At 52.1% G+C, this 16,731-nt stretch carries 13 protein-coding genes, 1 tRNA gene and 4 pseudogenes; 9 read left to right on the forward strand and 9 right to left on the reverse strand.

The genetic code is table 11. The annotated features are described in order from the left end of the window. Positions 1 to 67: 67 nt before the first annotated feature. The 4 genes and pseudogenes from RC74_RS03965 to RC74_RS03980 form a co-directional block, all read right to left on the reverse strand. Positions 68 to 532 (reverse strand): potassium channel family protein, encoded by a 465-nt coding sequence (locus tag RC74_RS03965; protein WP_039001019.1) that lies wholly within the window; start codon positions 530 to 532, stop codon positions 68 to 70. 167 nt (positions 533 to 699) lie between these two features. After that, positions 700 to 2,409, reverse strand: coding sequence for a hydantoinase B/oxoprolinase family protein (locus tag RC74_RS03970; RefSeq protein ID WP_039001020.1), 1,710 nt, complete (start codon positions 2,407 to 2,409; stop codon positions 700 to 702). Positions 2,410 to 2,413: 4 nt separating this feature from the next. Continuing rightward, positions 2,414 to 4,491 (reverse strand): annotated as a pseudogene (locus tag RC74_RS03975) (hydantoinase/oxoprolinase family protein). A gap of 117 nt (positions 4,492 to 4,608) precedes the next feature. Beyond that, a complete protein-coding gene (locus RC74_RS03980; protein ID WP_052274678.1) occupies positions 4,609 to 5,520 on the reverse strand; it encodes a LysR family transcriptional regulator in 912 nt (303 codons plus the stop codon). 209 nt (positions 5,521 to 5,729) lie between these two features. On the opposite strand from RC74_RS03980, the gene RC74_RS03985 reads away from it, so the two are divergent. After that, complete coding sequence (locus RC74_RS03985; RefSeq protein ID WP_039001023.1) at positions 5,730 to 6,383, forward strand: hypothetical protein; 654 nt, start codon at positions 5,730 to 5,732, stop codon at positions 6,381 to 6,383. Between the two features lie 50 nt (positions 6,384 to 6,433). Next, the gene (locus RC74_RS03990) at positions 6,434 to 7,072 is read left to right on the forward strand and encodes a HAMP domain-containing protein (RefSeq protein ID WP_082802185.1); all 639 of its coding nucleotides are present in this window, start codon (positions 6,434 to 6,436) and stop codon (positions 7,070 to 7,072) included. Here the strand turns inward: RC74_RS03990 and RC74_RS03995 are convergent. Then, positions 7,069 to 8,352 (reverse strand): annotated as a pseudogene (locus tag RC74_RS03995) (IS3 family transposase). The gene RC74_RS03990 and the pseudogene RC74_RS03995 overlap by 4 nt on opposite strands. Positions 8,353 to 8,602: 250 nt before the next feature. Here RC74_RS03995 and RC74_RS23685 point away from each other — a divergent pair. Together RC74_RS23685 and RC74_RS21595 are read left to right on the forward strand one after the other, a co-directional pair. Then, positions 8,603 to 8,668, forward strand: a pseudogene (locus RC74_RS23685) (hypothetical protein); the annotation flags it as partial. Positions 8,669 to 8,779: 111 nt separating this feature from the next. After that, positions 8,780 to 9,253: a hypothetical protein gene (locus RC74_RS21595; RefSeq protein ID WP_156477411.1), complete on the forward strand. Its 474-nt coding sequence runs from the start codon at positions 8,780 to 8,782 to the stop codon at positions 9,251 to 9,253. Here the strand turns inward: RC74_RS21595 and RC74_RS04005 are convergent. The 4 genes and pseudogenes from RC74_RS04005 to RC74_RS04020 all read right to left on the reverse strand — a co-directional run bounded on the left by RC74_RS04005 (position 9,216) and on the right by RC74_RS04020 (position 12,967). Continuing rightward, positions 9,216 to 9,292, reverse strand: a tRNA-Arg gene (locus RC74_RS04005). The genes RC74_RS21595 and RC74_RS04005 overlap by 38 nt on opposite strands. Before the next feature lie 96 nt (positions 9,293 to 9,388). Further along, the gene (locus RC74_RS04010) at positions 9,389 to 10,804 is read right to left on the reverse strand and encodes a sensor histidine kinase (RefSeq protein WP_039004035.1); all 1,416 of its coding nucleotides are present in this window, start codon (positions 10,802 to 10,804) and stop codon (positions 9,389 to 9,391) included. A gap of 17 nt (positions 10,805 to 10,821) precedes the next feature. Beyond that, positions 10,822 to 12,239 (reverse strand): annotated as a pseudogene (locus RC74_RS04015) (dihydrolipoyl dehydrogenase family protein). Then, positions 12,236 to 12,967: a TVP38/TMEM64 family protein gene (locus RC74_RS04020; RefSeq protein WP_039004037.1), complete on the reverse strand. Its 732-nt coding sequence runs from the start codon at positions 12,965 to 12,967 to the stop codon at positions 12,236 to 12,238. The pseudogene RC74_RS04015 and the gene RC74_RS04020 overlap by 4 nt, the downstream one beginning before the upstream one ends. A 292-nt stretch (positions 12,968 to 13,259) precedes the next feature. Between RC74_RS04020 and rpmH the strand changes: the two genes are divergently transcribed. The 5 genes from rpmH to RC74_RS04045 all read left to right on the forward strand — a co-directional run bounded on the left by rpmH (position 13,260) and on the right by RC74_RS04045 (position 16,698). After that, positions 13,260 to 13,394 (forward strand): 50S ribosomal protein L34, encoded by a 135-nt coding sequence (gene rpmH / locus RC74_RS04025; protein ID WP_039004038.1) that lies wholly within the window; start codon positions 13,260 to 13,262, stop codon positions 13,392 to 13,394. 170 nt (positions 13,395 to 13,564) lie between these two features. Beyond that, on the forward strand, positions 13,565 to 13,942 hold the full coding sequence (gene rnpA, locus RC74_RS04030; RefSeq protein ID WP_039004039.1) for a ribonuclease P protein component: 378 nt from the start codon (positions 13,565 to 13,567) through the stop codon (positions 13,940 to 13,942). Beyond that, positions 13,939 to 14,196: a membrane protein insertion efficiency factor YidD gene (gene yidD, locus RC74_RS04035; protein ID WP_039004041.1), complete on the forward strand. Its 258-nt coding sequence runs from the start codon at positions 13,939 to 13,941 to the stop codon at positions 14,194 to 14,196. Before rnpA ends, yidD begins: the two co-directional genes overlap by 4 nt. Continuing rightward, positions 14,189 to 15,070, forward strand: coding sequence for a tRNA 2-thiocytidine(32) synthetase TtcA (ttcA, locus tag RC74_RS04040; RefSeq protein WP_039004042.1), 882 nt, complete (start codon positions 14,189 to 14,191; stop codon positions 15,068 to 15,070). Before yidD ends, ttcA begins: the two co-directional genes overlap by 8 nt. Before the next feature lie 89 nt (positions 15,071 to 15,159). After that, a complete protein-coding gene (locus RC74_RS04045) occupies positions 15,160 to 16,698 on the forward strand; it encodes a putative bifunctional diguanylate cyclase/phosphodiesterase (protein WP_052275083.1) in 1,539 nt (512 codons plus the stop codon). Positions 16,699 to 16,731 lie beyond the last annotated feature (33 nt).

Genomic DNA, 16,731 nt, shown 5'->3' on the forward strand with positions numbered 1-16,731 from the left:
GCCGCGCGTCCCTGTGGACATCACCACCTAGAGCCAGTTGGAATTGGGCACCCAACAGGCAACGCGATCAAGGCTGTTTTTTACTAAGGATTGCAGCGTCGAGTACGGGTGAAAGCGAAAGGACGCGGGAAACCAACCCTACTAGAAAAGCGGTGCTAATCCCAAACGTGAGCAAGCCCGTAACTGCCGCAAACGCTGCAAAAACGCGATGCTCCGGCCCTAAGGTGATATCCCCATAGCCAAGGGTTGTAAAAGTCACGAGGGAAAAATAGACCGAGGTTGGCCAATCGGAAAAGGCACCAATATAGATAAAACTAATCGCCCAAATCCACACCTGAAGCGTGAGGGAAAAGACCACCATTACAAAGGTGACGCCAACAAAAATTGGTAACCGCCACGAGTAACTCAAGTTCTCAATGCGTTTGGAAAAATGCGGGATTGCATCGACACTTTTTGACACAAGGACAACATGTAGAATTGCACAGAGGCTCAGTAGCCCAGTGCCCGAAAGTATTTGTCCCGTAAGTTCCATTGTAGTCCCACATTATTGAAGCCAAACATTATGGCGTAATTCTCTGGGCCGCAATCCTGTTCTCGCCACTACGTAGCACGTTAAAATCGCTCTTTGCACATCAAAAAGGCCTGCGGCCTTTTAGAAGCGGTGGGGTATTTGCCATGTGGTCAATGCCCCTTTACGCCTCAGACGACTTCGCCTTTACGCACTGCAGCTTCGACAGATGCGATATCTTCAGCGCTTAAGTTATAATCTTTGGTTGCGGTTTCACTCGAGATGTACCCAAGGGCGAGGTCGCGCATCACTTGGGTTTTTGACCGCTCGTCGGGGTTTCCGTACCCCGCGCCACCAGGGAAGGCCATCATCACTTTGCGCCCATGCGGTACAAACTGCTTGCCTTTGCCTTTCATCTTGCTCCCATCATCTTGGCCAATGGTTGTCGCAGCACCCGAACCGCCACCGCGGCGGCCGCGCGCCGGATGATCGACCCGATCTAGCATGGCTTGGAAATCGAACTCATAGCCGTCCTGCGCGCCCACGACCATGTATTGCCCCAAGCCGCCCCGTTGTTTCCCTGCGCCACCCGAGTCCGAACGCAATTCTTTGCGCCAGATAATAACCGGCCCCGCATGTTCGGTTGCCTCTACGGGCATTGTCATCACTCCGGAGGGAAAAGCCGTCGCATTCAGGCCGTCATGTGCGGGCCGTGCGCCAGAACCACCAGAGTTGAAGGTAAGCACTTCGGACCGGATAGCACCAGCCGGAGCAGGCGCGTCCATGCGTGGACGCAGCGAAACTTGGAAATTGCACAAACAGCCTGCACCCTCGGCCGGTACAACGTTGGGCAAAATTTTGTCCAACGCGTTGTAAACCGTATCTGGTACAAAATGCCCAACGATATGACGCAATGCCACTGGGGCGGGATGCAGCGCATTAACGATGCAGTTCTCCGGTGCCTTGATTTCGAATGGAGCCAAGGATGCCGCGTTGTTCGGGATTTCGGGCGCGATCGCGCACTTCAATGCGTAACACGCATAGGCCTTGGCATAGACAAGCGGGCAATTGATGCCTTTGCGGTCCAAGCCAGACGTTCCCTCGAAATCGGAGATAATGCGGTCGGCTTCGATTGTGAGTTTGACCTTGAGAGTGATCGGATGGCTAAACCCGTCCACTGTCATTTCCCCCGTTGCCGACTTGCGCGGTAGTGCTGCAATCCGTTCAATCGTCGCGCGACGTGAATTCTCAAGGATAAAGGTTGCAATACCGTCCAGGTCGCTCAGTTCGAATTCCGTCATCATGTCGATCAGGCGGCGGTGGCCAATTTCATTGCAAGCAGCCAAAGCATAGACGTCGCCAATAATCTGATCGGGTTCGCGCACATTGCCACGAATAATCGACACCAGCGTTTTGTCCACTTCGCCCGCAGCCGCGAATTTCATGATCGGAATATAGAGACCTTCCTCATAGACAGATGCAGCATCTGCGCCGAGCCCGCGTCCGCCGATATCAACGACGTGCGCTGTACAAGCAAAGAAACCGACCAACAGCCCGTTGCAAAAGGAGGGCGTGACCATCGTGATGTCATGCAAGTGGCCCGTGCCTTGCCAAGGGTCGTTGGTAAGGTAGATATCGCCTTCGAAAATGTTCTGGCGACCAATTTTGCGAATAAAATGTGCAACCGCATCGGCCATTGCATTCACGTGGCCGGGCGTGCCCGTAACCGCCTGCGCAAGCATCCGGCCATGGCTGTCATAGACGCCAGCCGACAAATCGCCCGCTTCACGCACGGAAGTTGAGAAGGCCGTCCGCACCAGTGCTTGCGCCTGCTCTTCGACGATGGAAATCATTCGGTTCCACATGACTTGGTAGGCGACGTTGGAATGTTGTTTTGCCATGGGTTTAGCCTTTCACGATAACGTCGATACAGCCATCAGGCTGGCGAATTGCGCGGCGGGACGCCGGAACAATAATGGTGGTTTCATCCTCGGTAATGGCAGCGGGGCCCTGGGCCTCCTGCCCCTCTCCCATATCACTCCGCATGACGACGGCGCTGTCGATAAAGGCAGCTTGTGCGGGATCAAATATGCGCCGTCGGCCAGCGATGGGCGCGTCCCCTTTACGCGAGGCTGTGGCCACGCGCGCGACCTGTTCAGGGGGGTCGTCGCGTTGACCGACCATACCGTGATTTCGATATCCAAACCTTCGACTGTGCGGCCAAACAGTTTGGTATAATCTTCCTCAAACAAACGCTCAAACGTGGCCATATCTGGATTGGCCGCTTGTTCCGCCGTCAACATAATTGGGATTTCCCAGCCCTGCCCCGTATAGCGCATATAGGCTTTGAACTCGGGCAGGATCGTCGCTTCGGCATCGCAATTGCGCACAAAACCAGTGGCCTCGGATTGCAACTCCTCAAGCAGGGATTTGATCCGGCCCCCATCAAAGCTCGACAGTTTCATATAAACGGAACGGTTCGCTTCAAAACTAAAGGGCGCGCGCAGGAAACCAATCGCCGAACCAACCCCAGCACCCGGTGGCACCAAAAGGCGCTCAACACCCAGCTTTTCACACAGGCGCCCTGCATGGAGTGGAGCTGCACCACCAAACGCAATCATCGTGTACTCACTCAAGTCTTCGCCATTTTCAACCGCATGCACCCGCGCAGCGTTCGCCATGTTTTCGTCGACAACTTCGGCAAGGCCAAAGGCGGCGGTGGCGGCATCCATATCGAGCACAGACCCCAATACTTCCATCAAGGCGGCCTCGGAGCCATTGACGTCGAGCTTAAACGATCCGCCGGCAAAGTTGTTTGAGTCCAGCTTGCCCAACACAAGATCAGCATCCGTCACCGCAGGCTTGGCTCCCCCACGGCCATAACACGCTGGTCCAGGTTCTGATCCTGCGCTTTCTGGTCCGACGCGGATTTGGCGCATGCTGTCCACATGGGCGAGCGATCCGCCCCCCGCACCGATCTCGACCATATCAATCACAGGAATCGAAATTGGCATGCCGGATCCCTTTTTAAACCGATAGGTCCGCGCCACTTCAAAAACGCGCGAAGTCTTGGGTGTTTGATTTTTGATGAGACAAATCTTGGCGGTGGTGCCGCCCATATCAAACGACAACACCTTATCCAGACCATATCCCGCCGCAATATGCGCCGCGAAGACCGCTCCCCCTGCTGGACCTGACTCGACCAGTCGCACGGGAAAGTCCGCGGCGTTTTCAATAGAGATAATCCCACCACCCGAGTGCATCAGGAAGATGTTGCAATCCACCCCTTCGCTGCGCAAACGCCCCTCAAGGCGACCCAAGTAGGACTTCATCAAAGGTTTAATATAGGCGTTCGCCACGACGGTATTGAACCTCTCATATTCACGCATTTGCGGGGACACTTCGGACGAGATCGACACCATAACATCTGGCATTTTCGCAACCAACACATCGCGCACCATCTTCTCGTGAGCGTCATTTAAATATGAATGCATCAAGCCAACCGCGACGCTTTCGTACCCTGCCTCAATAATCTGGTCGACAAGGGCTTCAACTTCGGATCGATCAAGCGGGATTAACACCTCGCCACGGGCGTCCATGCGCTCCTCAACCGTATAGCGCATTTGGCGCGGCAGGAGAGGCTCGGGTAGGCATAGATTCAGATCATATTGTTCAAACCGAGACTCGGTGCGCATTTCGATGACGTCGCGAAATCCCTGTGTCGTAATCAGCGCAGTCTTGGCACCCCGTCGTTCAATCAGCGCATTGGTGGCCAGAGTGGTGCCGTGAATGATTTGGCCAATATCAGCGGGGGCAATGCCCGCCTTTTTGCACACTTGATGCAACCCGTCGATAATCGCGTTTTCGGGGGCAGAATAGGTTGTCAAAACCTTGGCCGAAAACTGTTGCCCATCCTTCTCAAGAACGACATCCGTGAACGTACCGCCAATATCGACGCCCAGCCGGTTTGATGATTTTAGCATGCAATAACCCCATATATTTTATGGGAGGATATGACCCAACATTAGATAGTTGCAAATTATTTAATTCTATACAGGTGATAGATTTTATTTATCCTAGACCGCCTTTTGGCGACCATGTCATCCCCTCTGGAATTTCGCAGCACATTCTGCCGCTATTTCGGCGGCATGCCGCACAAACCGCGTGGCTTTCTCGGCATGGAATCGCGCTGCAAACTTCAACGGGCTGGGTCGCCAAGAATAGTGGATTTCCACCAGCGTTTCCTCCGCTAACTGTGCTGCCACCACAGACCTCGGCAACACTGCAATCCCCATACCGTCCAATGCCATATGCACCGCCGCCGCCATACTGTTTGATGGTGCGAGCCGCATCGCATCGCCCGCAGAATTACCAAATCTTTCCGACAACTCAAGATAGGCTTGGGTTTGGCGCGTATGTGTCAAGATCGGGTGCTTCATTAGAGCTTTACGGGAAACATCACCCTCTCCGATTTGACGCGCAACTTCGGCATTTGCAACCCAGACGTACTCATAACTTCCCAGTTCAATACTCCCACTCACCGGCGCCGCAAAGGGTTCCGACTGAATGGCAAGATCAAGCGATCCAGCGGATAATTCGTTGTCCAATTGCCACGATAGATCGACCGTAAGCTCAACCGAGACATTGGGATAGGCTTCCTTCATGCGCACCATATAGGGGCGCAACCACGTCGCTGCGATAAGCTCCGTCACCCCAAGCCGCAAACGGTTGTTAACCAAATCGGGACGCGATGCGATATCGACTAACTTTTCCGATTCACGCAAGATTTCACGTGCCTGCGTTAGGAAAACCGCCCCCTTTGCGGTCATTCGAACTGAGCCGGCATCCCGCAACATCAAACTGATTCCAAAAGACTGCTCAAGACCAGCAATGCGAGAAGAAATATTCGGTTGCGTGGTGTTCAAATGATGTGCAGCTTTTCGAAAACTACCCAGATCGGCAACCCAAACCAAGGCTTCGAGTTGTTTGAGATTAAGAATATTTCCGATCATGTTCATCGCCGCAAATTATGTGAATTTTTATGTGTATCAGTGTGCGGAGACCAGCCAATGAAGTCAAAGCGCAAAAACAATCGCCTGAATGGATGGTTGATAAAATTGTATCTAAGAACCGATCCCACACCAGAAACGTTATCTTTTTTTTAAATCTTGCCGTCAAGGTGACCCAAATTCAAATGCAACTTTAAACTACGAGGCAAAAAATGCAGTTCTTTGGGAATATTCCTTTTTCAATTAAGCTCCCTCTAGTTTTCTCGACTTTGGCTCTGATCGGCCTCGCAACCACTGGCATTACAGCCTACTCAGGCGCGCGCGATATTTTGAGTGAGCAGGCCCAAGTCCGCCTTTCAGCCACGCTGCAAACACGTGGAAACGGATTGTTGGACTGGTACGAAGGGGGCGAAAAGGAACTGCTCTCGCAAACGAGTGGTCCGACAACGCAAACGGCAGCAAAAGACCTAATTTTGGCCTTTTCACAGATAGAGGGCAGTCCGCAATCTTTCCTTCAGAAAATTTATGTGACGAAAAATCCGAAGCCCGCAGATGAACGTCATCTATTTGACAAGTCATTTGACGGTTCGTTCTATGCATTTGCCCATGGGCAATATCATCAGTTTTTTCGCGACTTGATGACCTTAGGTGGGCATCAGGACGTCTATTTGTTGGATACCAATGGAAATGTGATTTATTCTGTCCGCAAGGGGAACGATTTTGCTGAGACATTATCAGGGCCCGTTCTCGCCGACAGTGGTCTCGCTGAAGTTTACACCGCCGCTCTTGCCTTAACGAATATGGCGCACGCGAAAATCTGGCTTCGAGCTTTGTTGCCGCGCCTATTATTGACCCAAACGGGTTAAAACTCGGCGTACTCGCTTTTCAACTCTCCACCGAAAGCATCGACACTTTAATGAAGCAGCCCATGGGCCTTGGAGAAACCGGAGAAGTTTTTATCGCCGGTAGCGATGGTTTGCTGCGCAGTAATACACGTTTTCCCGAAACCGCAGACATTCTAAGCGAAGCGCCCCAAATGGACGCGATTTCAATGGCCCTGGAAGGAGATACTGGGCTCATAAACGGCGTTCGAGCCAACGGCGTGCCTGTCCACACAGCTTTCATGGGATTCACTTTCAAAAATATCCATTGGGCACTTTTAGCTGATCAGACGAATTCTGAACTCTTTGCTCCCGCGGCAAGTCTACGCAAGAAGATGATAAGGGATATCTCAATCATTATGATTGGGATCGTCTTGATTTCCATTTTAGTTGCTCGAGGTATTTCGAGGCCGATCATTGCAATTGGGCACTCGATGAAACAGGTAGCAAACCATGACCTATTGAGTGCTATTCCTTTCGCAAATAGGCACGACGAGATCGGAACAATCGCCCAGAGTCTGGAAAATCTGCGCGAAGACCTCTCGGAAGCCGCGGAAATGCAAGTGGATACAGAATTCAAAGGAGCCGCATTCTCGGGGTCATCCGTGCCAATGATGATGGTTGATCGCGACTGGACCTGTCGCGCTTTAGTGCCGCCCCAAGTGCTCGTTTAAGCCACTTTCCGTTCGAAAGCGACGGGACTTTTCCATCCTAGTGCTGAATGGCGCCGTCGCGGATTGTAGAACCCATTGATGTATTCAAAAATCGCCATCTCAGCCTGCCTGCGGGTTTCCCAAGCGTCGCGCCAGATCAGTTCAGCTTTGATGGTTTTGAAGAACGTTTCCACTGCCGCATTATCATAGCAATTCCCTTTGCCACTCATCGATACCTTGAAGCCATGCAGGCGCAGAATCTTCTGGTAATCGTGGGAACAATATTGGCTGCCCCGGTCCGTGTGATGGATACAGCCCTTGGGTGGTACCCGAAAGGCTATTGCCATGTTCAATGCCCGGATGGCCAGATCGCATTTCATTCGGTTACTAACCACTGCCCGACAGTCGAAACGCAGTATCGATGAGAGGGAGCCCAACCGACCACTCGGCGCGAATGCAGATCCAAGATCACAGCAAGATAGAGCCAGCCTTCTCGCGTCCAAATATAGGTGATGTCAGCTGCCCACTTCTGGTTTGGTTGCTCAGCGACAAAGTTCCGATCCAGTAAGTTAGGCGCGATGTTGAACTTATGATTGCCTCCTCTCGGGCATACTGCGCATACCCTGCCGGGCAGTGGTCCGTCGTTGCCTTGTGTTTCCGCGTTCTGATCACTGATATGCCGTTCTGGCGCATCCACTGACCGGCAGTTGATTGCAAAGCAATCAATGAGAGGAGAACGGCCGACGCGGCGATGCCCGATGTCCAAACCAACTTCTTTCAGTTCTTCAGTCATGCGCGGCCTGCCATAGCTGCCAAGACTGAGACGGGATTGTTCTTTGATGTGGGCCAACGTGACCATATCAGACCGCTGCCTGCGACTGGCTGGACGGTTACGGAACGCCCGTAAGCCGCGTGCGCTGACATTCCTGACATGGCACATACGTCCAATGGAAAATGCAGATTGGTGTTCTTCCCCTCTCATCGATACTGCATATCGACTGCCGGGCAATGAATGAACCTAAACCTCACGGCTTTTGGCTCGCGAAGAACACCGTGGCCTTTTTTAGGATGTCCCTTTCCTCCTTGAGAATACGGTTCTCACGTCGAAGCCGGTCATTCTCCTGAGCCAGTCCCAAATCCTCCTTCGACACCACATACGTGTCTCGGTACGCTGTGATCCATTTGTTCAGCGTCGACATACCGACACCAAGATCATCAGCCACTTGCTTTCGGGTAAGCCCACTGGTCAGTGCGATCCGCACCGCATCTTCCCTAAATTCGTCTGTTCGTTTCAGTCCCATGTTCAGTCTCCTTTGTTGCAGTAAATGCTATCAAAGGAGCGGCATCAAACCGTGACAGGTCCAATATCTCCAAAAAGATGATTGGGGCATCCCTTTAACCAAAGCCCAGCATGAACCACTAATCAGCTATGATACGTTCCTTATCAACCAAGATCGCATCAAAAGAAAACTGGTTGCTCCTTCGCGAAAAGACATCGACAAAGACTTCCCTCTTCGAGGGTTCCTGCTGTGTGAGCATTGTGGGTACAGTTTGACTTCTTGCTGGTCGCGAAGCGGCACAGGAAAACTATACCCCTATTACCTATGCCACCACAAAGGATGCCCAGAACGAGGAAAATCAACTAACCGCGAAAAAATTGAAATGCAATTTGAAAACCTGCTCGCACAATTGGTGCCCACGTCAGACACACATGAATTGGCGACTAGAATGTTTTCCGATGCTTGGCACAAACAGTGTTTGAACACCGAAGAAGAAAGCAAACGACTTCGAACTCGAGTTCGTCAAATAGAAAGCGAAATTGAAGCTTTCCTAGGGCGGGTTGTTCAAACTCAAGAGAATGTGACGGTACGCGCATATGAAAGGAAGATCGTCGAATTGCAGTCGGAACGGGCGCTTGTCGCAGAGAGGATCGAGACAATTGCCGTCCCACATAAAAAATTTGAGGATATGTTCGAACTTTCGATGCGTTTTCTCGCAAACCCTCATGACGTATGGAAAAAAGGTGGGCACTTTGCCAAACGAACTGTCCTCAGACTAGCCTTCGCTAGGCCTTTGAGCTTTGACCGAGAAAAGGGTGTTCGAACCGCAGAAACCACCTTACCGTTCAAGGCCTTACGCTTCTTAGCTTCGTCGGAAAGTAAAATGGTGCACCCGAGAGGATTCGAACCTCTGACCCCCTGATTCGTAGTCAGGTACTCTATCCAGCTGAGCTACGGGTGCATTAGGGGTGATTTAGCTGTGCCCGCTAAAGTTTGCAAGGGCTAAACATCAAAAAATTGAGCAAATACTGTAAGTGCATAAAAACTTCATATTTACTCATCCGAATAAGGCAGCAGCTGCGCCCCCGACCTTGGGAAGGCAGATTAAAAAGCATGTACCCGAAGAATCACTTTGCGCCAATTCAAGCCGACCACCATGGCCGCGGATAAGTTCAGCCGAGATCACAAGCCCAAGCCCAGTCCCACCCTTGCGAATTCCTCCTTGAAAGGCCGTAAATAAATGTTCACGCGCTTTGGGTGGCAGTCCTGGCCCAGTGTCACGAACCTCAATAAGCCAATTTTCTTCGTTCTGGGTAGCCGAGATGGTGACGTTCCCCGCCAGACCTGTTCCGGCGATGGCCTGTCGGCCGTTCCTTGTTAGGTTCGACAGCACACGATACAACTGTTCCGGATCTGCTCTCACAACAAGGGTTTCTGGCATGTCCGCAGAAATGGAAACCAACGTATCCCCCGAAGCCAACCGCTCGTTTTCGACAACGTCAGTTGCGAGTTGAAATAAATTCACATCCCGCAAACCCGGGGGCGCTTCTTCGGCCTTCCCGAAGGCAAGTGTTGTTTCACAAAGGTTCACGGCGCGCCGAATCGAGTTCAGCAATTTGGGAGCCGCTCGTTTAACTGCAGGATCGTCGGAATCCTCCATACGGTCAGCAAACAGTTGGGCCGTGGTTAAAATATTGCGTAAATCGTGGCTAATTTTTGCGACCGCGCTTCCAAGCTGGGCAAGACGCTCTTTTTGCTTCAAGGCCCCCGTAAGCTGGTTTTGCATCGACATCAAAGCCTCTTCGGCTTCACGCAATTCGGTCACGCCCGCGTTGGGTTGGATAATGTGCCGCGGGTCCTCAGGCGCTGCGGCATAGGCCTGCATGTGGCGCACCACACGTTTGATTGGCACCACAAGAAATCCCCGAACGGCGACAAACAAAAGAATTGCGGTGAATACTGAGATTACAGCGGAAAGTAGCAGGATGTTAACGCCATAGGCCAGCATTGCTGCGCGCAAATCTTGTGTATCGGTTGTCAATTCGATCAACAAACCCGCGCCGCGCACGGGTTCACCCATCACACGTATCACCCGATTTTCGCTATCCCAAAGACGTACCATTGCGTCACGGATTAGAGTTACTGGCGATGCATCCCTAAGATCATAGGTTTCGTAAATCGGCGCGGGAATTGGGGAGGACAACATAAGTTGGCGCACCTCGTCCCGCCGTAAAACCACGTTAAAAACTCCAGCATTTGCAAGAAGTTCGCTTTCGAGTTCAGGATCAATCATGTCATCAGCCAATAATGCCAATGACGCAATTTGCGCTTTCTCCAACTTGAGTAAAAGAAAATCTTCTCGGAAGCGCGCGACAGACGGCACAAAGATCATGACTTCTGCCAGCATCACAAAAAGAGCCGTCAAAATCAGAAATCGCCCCGAAAGCGAGTTAAGAACGCTGTTTTTTCTCATTCTTTTTCCCGTTTACCCTAGGGTATAAATCGCTGAATTAGCCGCACAACGCGTTTCACCTTTGAGCTTTCAAAGATCATAGGGCTAAAATAGGCACCCGCCACACGTTTGTTAACCTCCCCAATGTCGGATAGGGGAGAACTGTGTCCGCAATCGCACCCATTTTGAGGTTATTTGCAATCGCCATCGCCCATGTGCCGATCAACTCGCCCGCCTGCGCGCCAACAATCGAAGCCCCAACCGGCCTCGACTTCACGACCATTACTTTAACCAGCCCTTCAGTTTTCCCTTCAGTTATGGCGCGATCATTTTCGCTATAGGGAAATCGAATTACGGTGACATTATCGCCATATTTTTCCCGCGCTTGCACTTCGGAAAGGCCCACTTGCGCCAATTCAGGATCAATATAGGTCGCCCAAGGGAGGTGGGTGTTTTTTGCTTTCGAGGGCAGGCCAAAGAGGGCCGATTTGATCACGACTCCTGCGTGATATCCGGCAACATGCGTAAACTGAAGGCCGCCAGCAACATCGCCAATGGCATAGATTTTTCGGTTGCTGCTTTTGAGTTGCGCGTCGACGGTCACTCCCGAACGCGTCATTTCAACACCAGCCTTCTCAAGGTTCAAACGCTCGATATTCACCTTGCGCCCAACCGCCATGAGCAGGTGGCTGCCCTTAAACACGCGCCCGTCTTTTGCTGTTACTTCAAGCGCGCCGGCCTTTCCGCTCACTTCCGACACGAGTGCGTTTTCTTCAATTATGATCCCCTCGGCCCGCAGGTTCTTCAGGGCGATTTCCGCCAACTCGGGGTCATCCTTGCCCAGCGCTTTAGCCCCTTCGATGACGGTTACTTTAGATCCCAATCGCGCATATGCTTGAGCCATCTCAAGACCGATAGGACCGCCTCCGATCACCAATAAATGCTCGGGTTGGTCGCGCAAATCAAAAAGGCTTTCGTTTGTTAAGTACGGCACAGTATCAAGGCCCGGAATTGGCGGTACTAAGGGGGAGGAGCCTGTCGCGATTACAAAACGACGTGCTTTGATAATGGTGTCACCCGCCTGTAGTTCCGTCGGCGAAATGAATTCTCCGAATTCCGAAAGTACCGTCACACCCAGCCCTTCAAAGCGCTCCACAGAATCGTTTGGTTCAATTGTGGAGATAACTGAGTGAACAAAATCCTTAGCCGCCGCATAATTTATTTGTGGTTGGACGGGCATCACACCAAAGCGCGCGCCCGATGTTTGTGCATGAGCCGCCTTCCCTGCTGCAATCAACGCCTTGGAGGGTACGCATCCGTAATTCAGACAGTCCCCCCCCATTTTATGCCCTTCAACAAGGACGACGCGCGCGCCCATCTGCACAGCCCCAGAAGCAACGGAAAGTCCCCCTGACCCACCGCCGATAACGCAAATATCTGTTTCTAAACGTTTCATTGAACGAGGTCCTTTTTGAAAGCTTTCAATACAATTGGAAGGAGCGCAAGAGCCGCAAGTCCTAGAATGGGCAGCAAGATATGCGCCTCAAAGATGACACCGAAATCTGGGGTGCCACCCTGCGCTAGAACTTCGCCGACCCCTGCCCCGATCGACGTGTAAACCAGTGCCCCTGGAATAATGCCAAGGAAGGTTGAGATGACGAAACGGTAGAGTGGGACCCCCACCGAAGACAGCACCAAGTTAACGAGGAAAAACGGCAAAATCGGCACAAGGCGCACCGCAAAGAGCACGGACCATTGATTTTCGTCGATCCCATCTTTGATTTTCTTCACCGCACCTGAGCTGTTCTCCATTTTCTCGGCCAAGGTTGCGCCAATCCCCCACCGCGCCGCGAGAAAAATGAGCGTGGCGCCAATAGTCGCAGCAGTCATATTCAAAAGAACACCAGGGAATAGCGAAAACAGGAACCCACCCGTGATCGAAGACATACCCGCTCCGGGAAGGGAGAACGTGACGATGAGTGTGTAGATAGTGATAAACCCCAGCATCGTTAGGATAAAATTGTTATCGCGAAAAACAACCAAAGCTTCATGATTCGCGCGCAGCGCCTCAAAGCTCAACTGCTCCCTCAATAGAAAGGCGCCCAAAACGGCCACAATCAAGATCACCACTAAGGGAATCAAACGCAAAAATCGGTGCGTCACCGGAACAGAGTTGTCTACCATCGTTTCGCCTTTATAATCGCCTGTGACGCATAACATGTGGCCAATCGGGTTTGAGCGATAGGGGTATCACGTCTGCTTGATGTTGAGTGATGGGATGGGTACCGTTTGTAACTTATGGGCGCCTCTTTGTAACATTCGTCGGCAAAATCGACCGCCTTGTTGCAAAAACCCTCCCTTCAAGAATTGACTTCTTTGTTGCACACCCCTAAAGAACGGGCTTCGAGATACATTTCTCTTCGATTCCGCTCTTCGGGGCGCCAAGGATTCGCAGGCAACATAACGGAGACGGGCGATGAAACGCACCTTTCAACCATCGAACCTAGTTCGCAAACACCGCCACGGCTTCCGGTCGCGTATGGCAACAAAAGCGGGCCGCAATATTCTGAACGCACGTCGTGCGAAGGGCCGGAAATCCTTGAGCGCATAAGCGTTTAGGCTTTGGCTTGGGCTCGTCATTGGGCCTTTTAGTTCGTTACCGCCGGAACCTTGGGTTCCCGGCGGTTTTCGTTTGTCTATTGCCTCCCCCTTTTCGATCCAGTGAAAACAGCTTATCTGTGGGTCAGTCCTCCTTTTGCGACGACTCGGATTAAGGTCACTATGTTGCTCACTCTAAAAAACCGACCCGACTTCTTAAAAGCCGCCCGCGCGAAGCGTCAGGCAACGGCTGGGTTTATTCTCCAAGCGCGCAAGCGTGACGAGAGTGATGCCGCCGTGAACTCTGAAGACATTAGAATTGGGTATACCTGTTCTAAAAAAGTCGGCAATGCCGTGCTACGCAACCGTGCTAAGCGTCGGCTGCGTGAAGTAGCGCGCTCAGGCTTAACGTCCGGCGGTCTGCCAGGTTGGGACTATGTCCTGATCGGTCGCCAAGGGGCGACCACAACCCGCACGTTCGCAGCACTGCAAGAGGATCTGGCATTTGCTCTTCGCAAACTCCACGCGCCAAAGCCTAATTCCTCGGCAGGTCTGTCATGACCCCCATAGCCTTTATCCTCTCCCTACCCGTGCGCGCCTACCGTGCCGTTTTTTCACCTTGGGTAGGTTTTAACTGTCGCTACCAACCCACGTGTTCTGCCTATGCGCTGGAAGCCTTGGAAAAACATGGAGCCCTCAAGGGAAGCTATTTGGCGGCGAAACGGATTGGCCGCTGCCATCCCTTTGGGAGTGACGGATACGATCCCGTTCCTGAGCCGAAGGCCAAATCAAAAAGAGAATCAGATAATGCTTGATGAGCACGACGAAATTCATCCTCTGTTTTACGGTGCGCCCAAGTCGGCTAGTTTCAAGAAACTACGCAAACGTATTGTGCGCCAGACGCGCGAGGCGATCGAGCAATACGGCATGATCGAACGCGATGCACGGTGGCTTGTCTGTTTGTCTGGTGGCAAAGACAGCTACACGCTGCTCGCGGTTTTGCATGAACTCAAGTGGCGCGGCCTACTGCCAGTCGACCTATTGGCTTGCAACCTTGACCAAGGCCAACCCGGATTTCCCGCGACAGTGCTCCCAGAGTTCCTGAAAAAGATGGGGGTTGAGCATCGAATCGAATATCAAGATACCTACTCAATTGTTATGGATAAAGTGCCGGCCGGACGGACATTCTGCGCCCTTTGTTCGCGTTTAAGGCGCGGCAATCTGTACCGAGTTGCCCGCGAAGAAGGTTGCTCCGCAGTTGTACTTGGGCACCATCGCGACGACATCCTAGAAACCTTTTTCATGAACCTGTTCCACGGAGGGCGCTTGGCGACCATGCCGCCTAAATTGGTCAATGAAGAAGGGGATTTGTTTGTTTACCGCCCCCTTGCGCACGTCTCAGAAGCGGATTGCGAGAAGTTTGCACAAAAGATGGCCTATCCAATCATTCCCTGCGACCTTTGCGGAAGCCAAGACGGGCTACAGCGTCAACAAGTCAAGCAAATTTTAGATGGTTGGGAGAAAAATTCTCCTGGGCGGCGTCAAGTTATGTTCAAGGCCTTAACAAATGCGCGCCCAACCCATTTGTTGGATCCAAACCTCTTCGATTTTGCGGGTCTTGAGCGTAGAAGTGTCGAGCCTAAAGATTCAATTGTAGATAAAAGCAATTCAGTCCCCATTTTACGTTAACCGTCCGCTAAAGGTGACCCGCTAGTTTCCAAATGAACGCACCACAAACGCGGTGCACACCCAATACTGGGTTTCAAAAGGAAACTGTTATGTTGTCTCGGCAAATGATCTACGAAAACGTGAAGTCATTTCGTGGTGCAATCAACGGCCCGCACATCCTAGCCTTCCTTCCAGCGATCACTTTGGGGGCGTTTTGGCTCGGAGGAGAGTCCGCGCTGCTTGTCGTCGCGCTCTTGCTCCCCGCTGCCTTGGGCCTCGTAGGAGGAGCCACCGCGCGCATCCCCCCTCCCGAAGCGCGTGACGGGTTAACCGGCTTACATTTACGCGACGCCGTTGAGGGAGCGCTTGACACATCTTTGGAAAGCCAGCCCAAGAGCGGTCTTTCGACAGCCTGTTTACAGGTGGAACTGGACGATTTTCGGGACTTCACAGATCGATTCGGACGCAAGGCGGCGGAAGACATTTTGGTCCGCGCAAGCGAGCGTATTTTGGGCGCCTTACGCAGTAATGACGTAATGGCGCGCCTTGATGGTGGTAGTTTCTCGATTGCCGTGGCCCCAATACGTCGCGCTGATTTAGAGAATCTCATACAAATGGGGTCTAGAATTCAATCGACCATCGCCGAGCCCTTTAGTCTCGACGCGACGAATGTGTATCTCACCGCATCAATTGGTTTCTGCCTTTCGACGCGGACGTCCATCCGTTCGGGGTCCGCAATGCTTGAAGCCGCTGAATGCGCTCTCTTCGAAGCAAGGCGACACGGCCCGGGAGGGCTACGAGCTTTTTCACCCGAAATGAAGAAAAAGGCAGAGGACCAGTCCGCGCTTATTGGCGAAGTTGGGGCTGCTTTAGAAGCGGGTCAAATTCAACCATGGTTTCAACCACAGGTATCAACTGACACGGGAGAAATTTCTGGATTTGAAGCTCTTGCACGCTGGAGCCACCCAACCAGAGGTATTGTCTCCCCTGCAGAATTTCTTCCCGCAATTCAACAAGCTGGATTGTCCGAACGCCTTAGTGAAATAATTCTGTTCCACGCCCTATCTGCCCTTCGCAGCTGGGACCAAACGGGCATTCACATTCCAAGTGTTGGCGTAAACTTCTCATCCGAAGAGCTCCGGAACCCCAAACTTGTAGAGAAAATACGCTGGGAGTTGGATCGTTTTGACATGACCGCTGATCGCCTGTCTGTCGAAATCCTAGAATCTGTTGTCGCTGGTTCGGACGATGATACAATTACCCGCAACATAAGCGGCCTCTCCAAACTTGGATGCGGGATTGACCTCGACGATTTCGGCACCGGCCACGCTTCCATTGCAAATATTCGCCGTTTTGCAATCAACCGCATAAAAATAGACAGATCTTTTGTAACGAAAGTCGACGTCGACCCTGAACAAAACCGAATGGTCTCCGCAATTCTTACAATGGCCGAGAGACTCGAAATCGAGACCCTCGCTGAAGGTGTAGAAAGTGTCGGAGAACATGCGACACTTTCGCAACTTGGTTGCGGGCATGTTCAGGGCTTTGGTATCGGCCGCCCGATGCCCCTTTCTGAAACAGTGCTTTGGATGGAAAAGCATGCGGGAAAACTAACCCAAACACCTGCCATTGGCCGCAAACAAGGGTAAACATACCCGATCCTCACAAATAACAGGGGTTTC

Source organism: Falsihalocynthiibacter arcticus (genome assembly GCF_000812665.2).
GTDB lineage: Bacteria > Pseudomonadota > Alphaproteobacteria > Rhodobacterales > Rhodobacteraceae > Falsihalocynthiibacter > Falsihalocynthiibacter arcticus.

What these genes read in the sequence shown, in the direction of transcription:
- RC74_RS03965 (WP_039001019.1), bottom strand. Translation starts at nt 532, where the DNA reads ATGGAACTTACGGGACAAATACTTTCGGGCACTGGGCTACTGAGCCTC.
- RC74_RS03970 (WP_039001020.1), bottom strand. Translation starts at nt 2,409, where the DNA reads ATGGCAAAACAACATTCCAACGTCGCCTACCAAGTCATGTGGAACCGA.
- RC74_RS03980 (WP_052274678.1), bottom strand. Translation starts at nt 5,520, where the DNA reads ATGATCGGAAATATTCTTAATCTCAAACAACTCGAAGCCTTGGTTTGG.
- RC74_RS03985 (WP_039001023.1), top strand. Translation starts at nt 5,730, where the DNA reads ATGCAGTTCTTTGGGAATATTCCTTTTTCAATTAAGCTCCCTCTAGTT.
- RC74_RS03990 (WP_082802185.1), top strand. Translation starts at nt 6,434, where the DNA reads ATGAAGCAGCCCATGGGCCTTGGAGAAACCGGAGAAGTTTTTATCGCC.
- RC74_RS21595 (WP_156477411.1), top strand. Translation starts at nt 8,780, where the DNA reads ATGTTTTCCGATGCTTGGCACAAACAGTGTTTGAACACCGAAGAAGAA.
- RC74_RS04010 (WP_039004035.1), bottom strand. Translation starts at nt 10,804, where the DNA reads ATGAGAAAAAACAGCGTTCTTAACTCGCTTTCGGGGCGATTTCTGATT.
- RC74_RS04020 (WP_039004037.1), bottom strand. Translation starts at nt 12,967, where the DNA reads ATGGTAGACAACTCTGTTCCGGTGACGCACCGATTTTTGCGTTTGATT.
- rpmH (WP_039004038.1), top strand. Translation starts at nt 13,260, where the DNA reads ATGAAACGCACCTTTCAACCATCGAACCTAGTTCGCAAACACCGCCAC.
- rnpA (WP_039004039.1), top strand. Translation starts at nt 13,565, where the DNA reads ATGTTGCTCACTCTAAAAAACCGACCCGACTTCTTAAAAGCCGCCCGC.
- yidD (WP_039004041.1), top strand. Translation starts at nt 13,939, where the DNA reads ATGACCCCCATAGCCTTTATCCTCTCCCTACCCGTGCGCGCCTACCGT.
- ttcA (WP_039004042.1), top strand. Translation starts at nt 14,189, where the DNA reads ATGCTTGATGAGCACGACGAAATTCATCCTCTGTTTTACGGTGCGCCC.
- RC74_RS04045 (WP_052275083.1), top strand. Translation starts at nt 15,160, where the DNA reads ATGTTGTCTCGGCAAATGATCTACGAAAACGTGAAGTCATTTCGTGGT.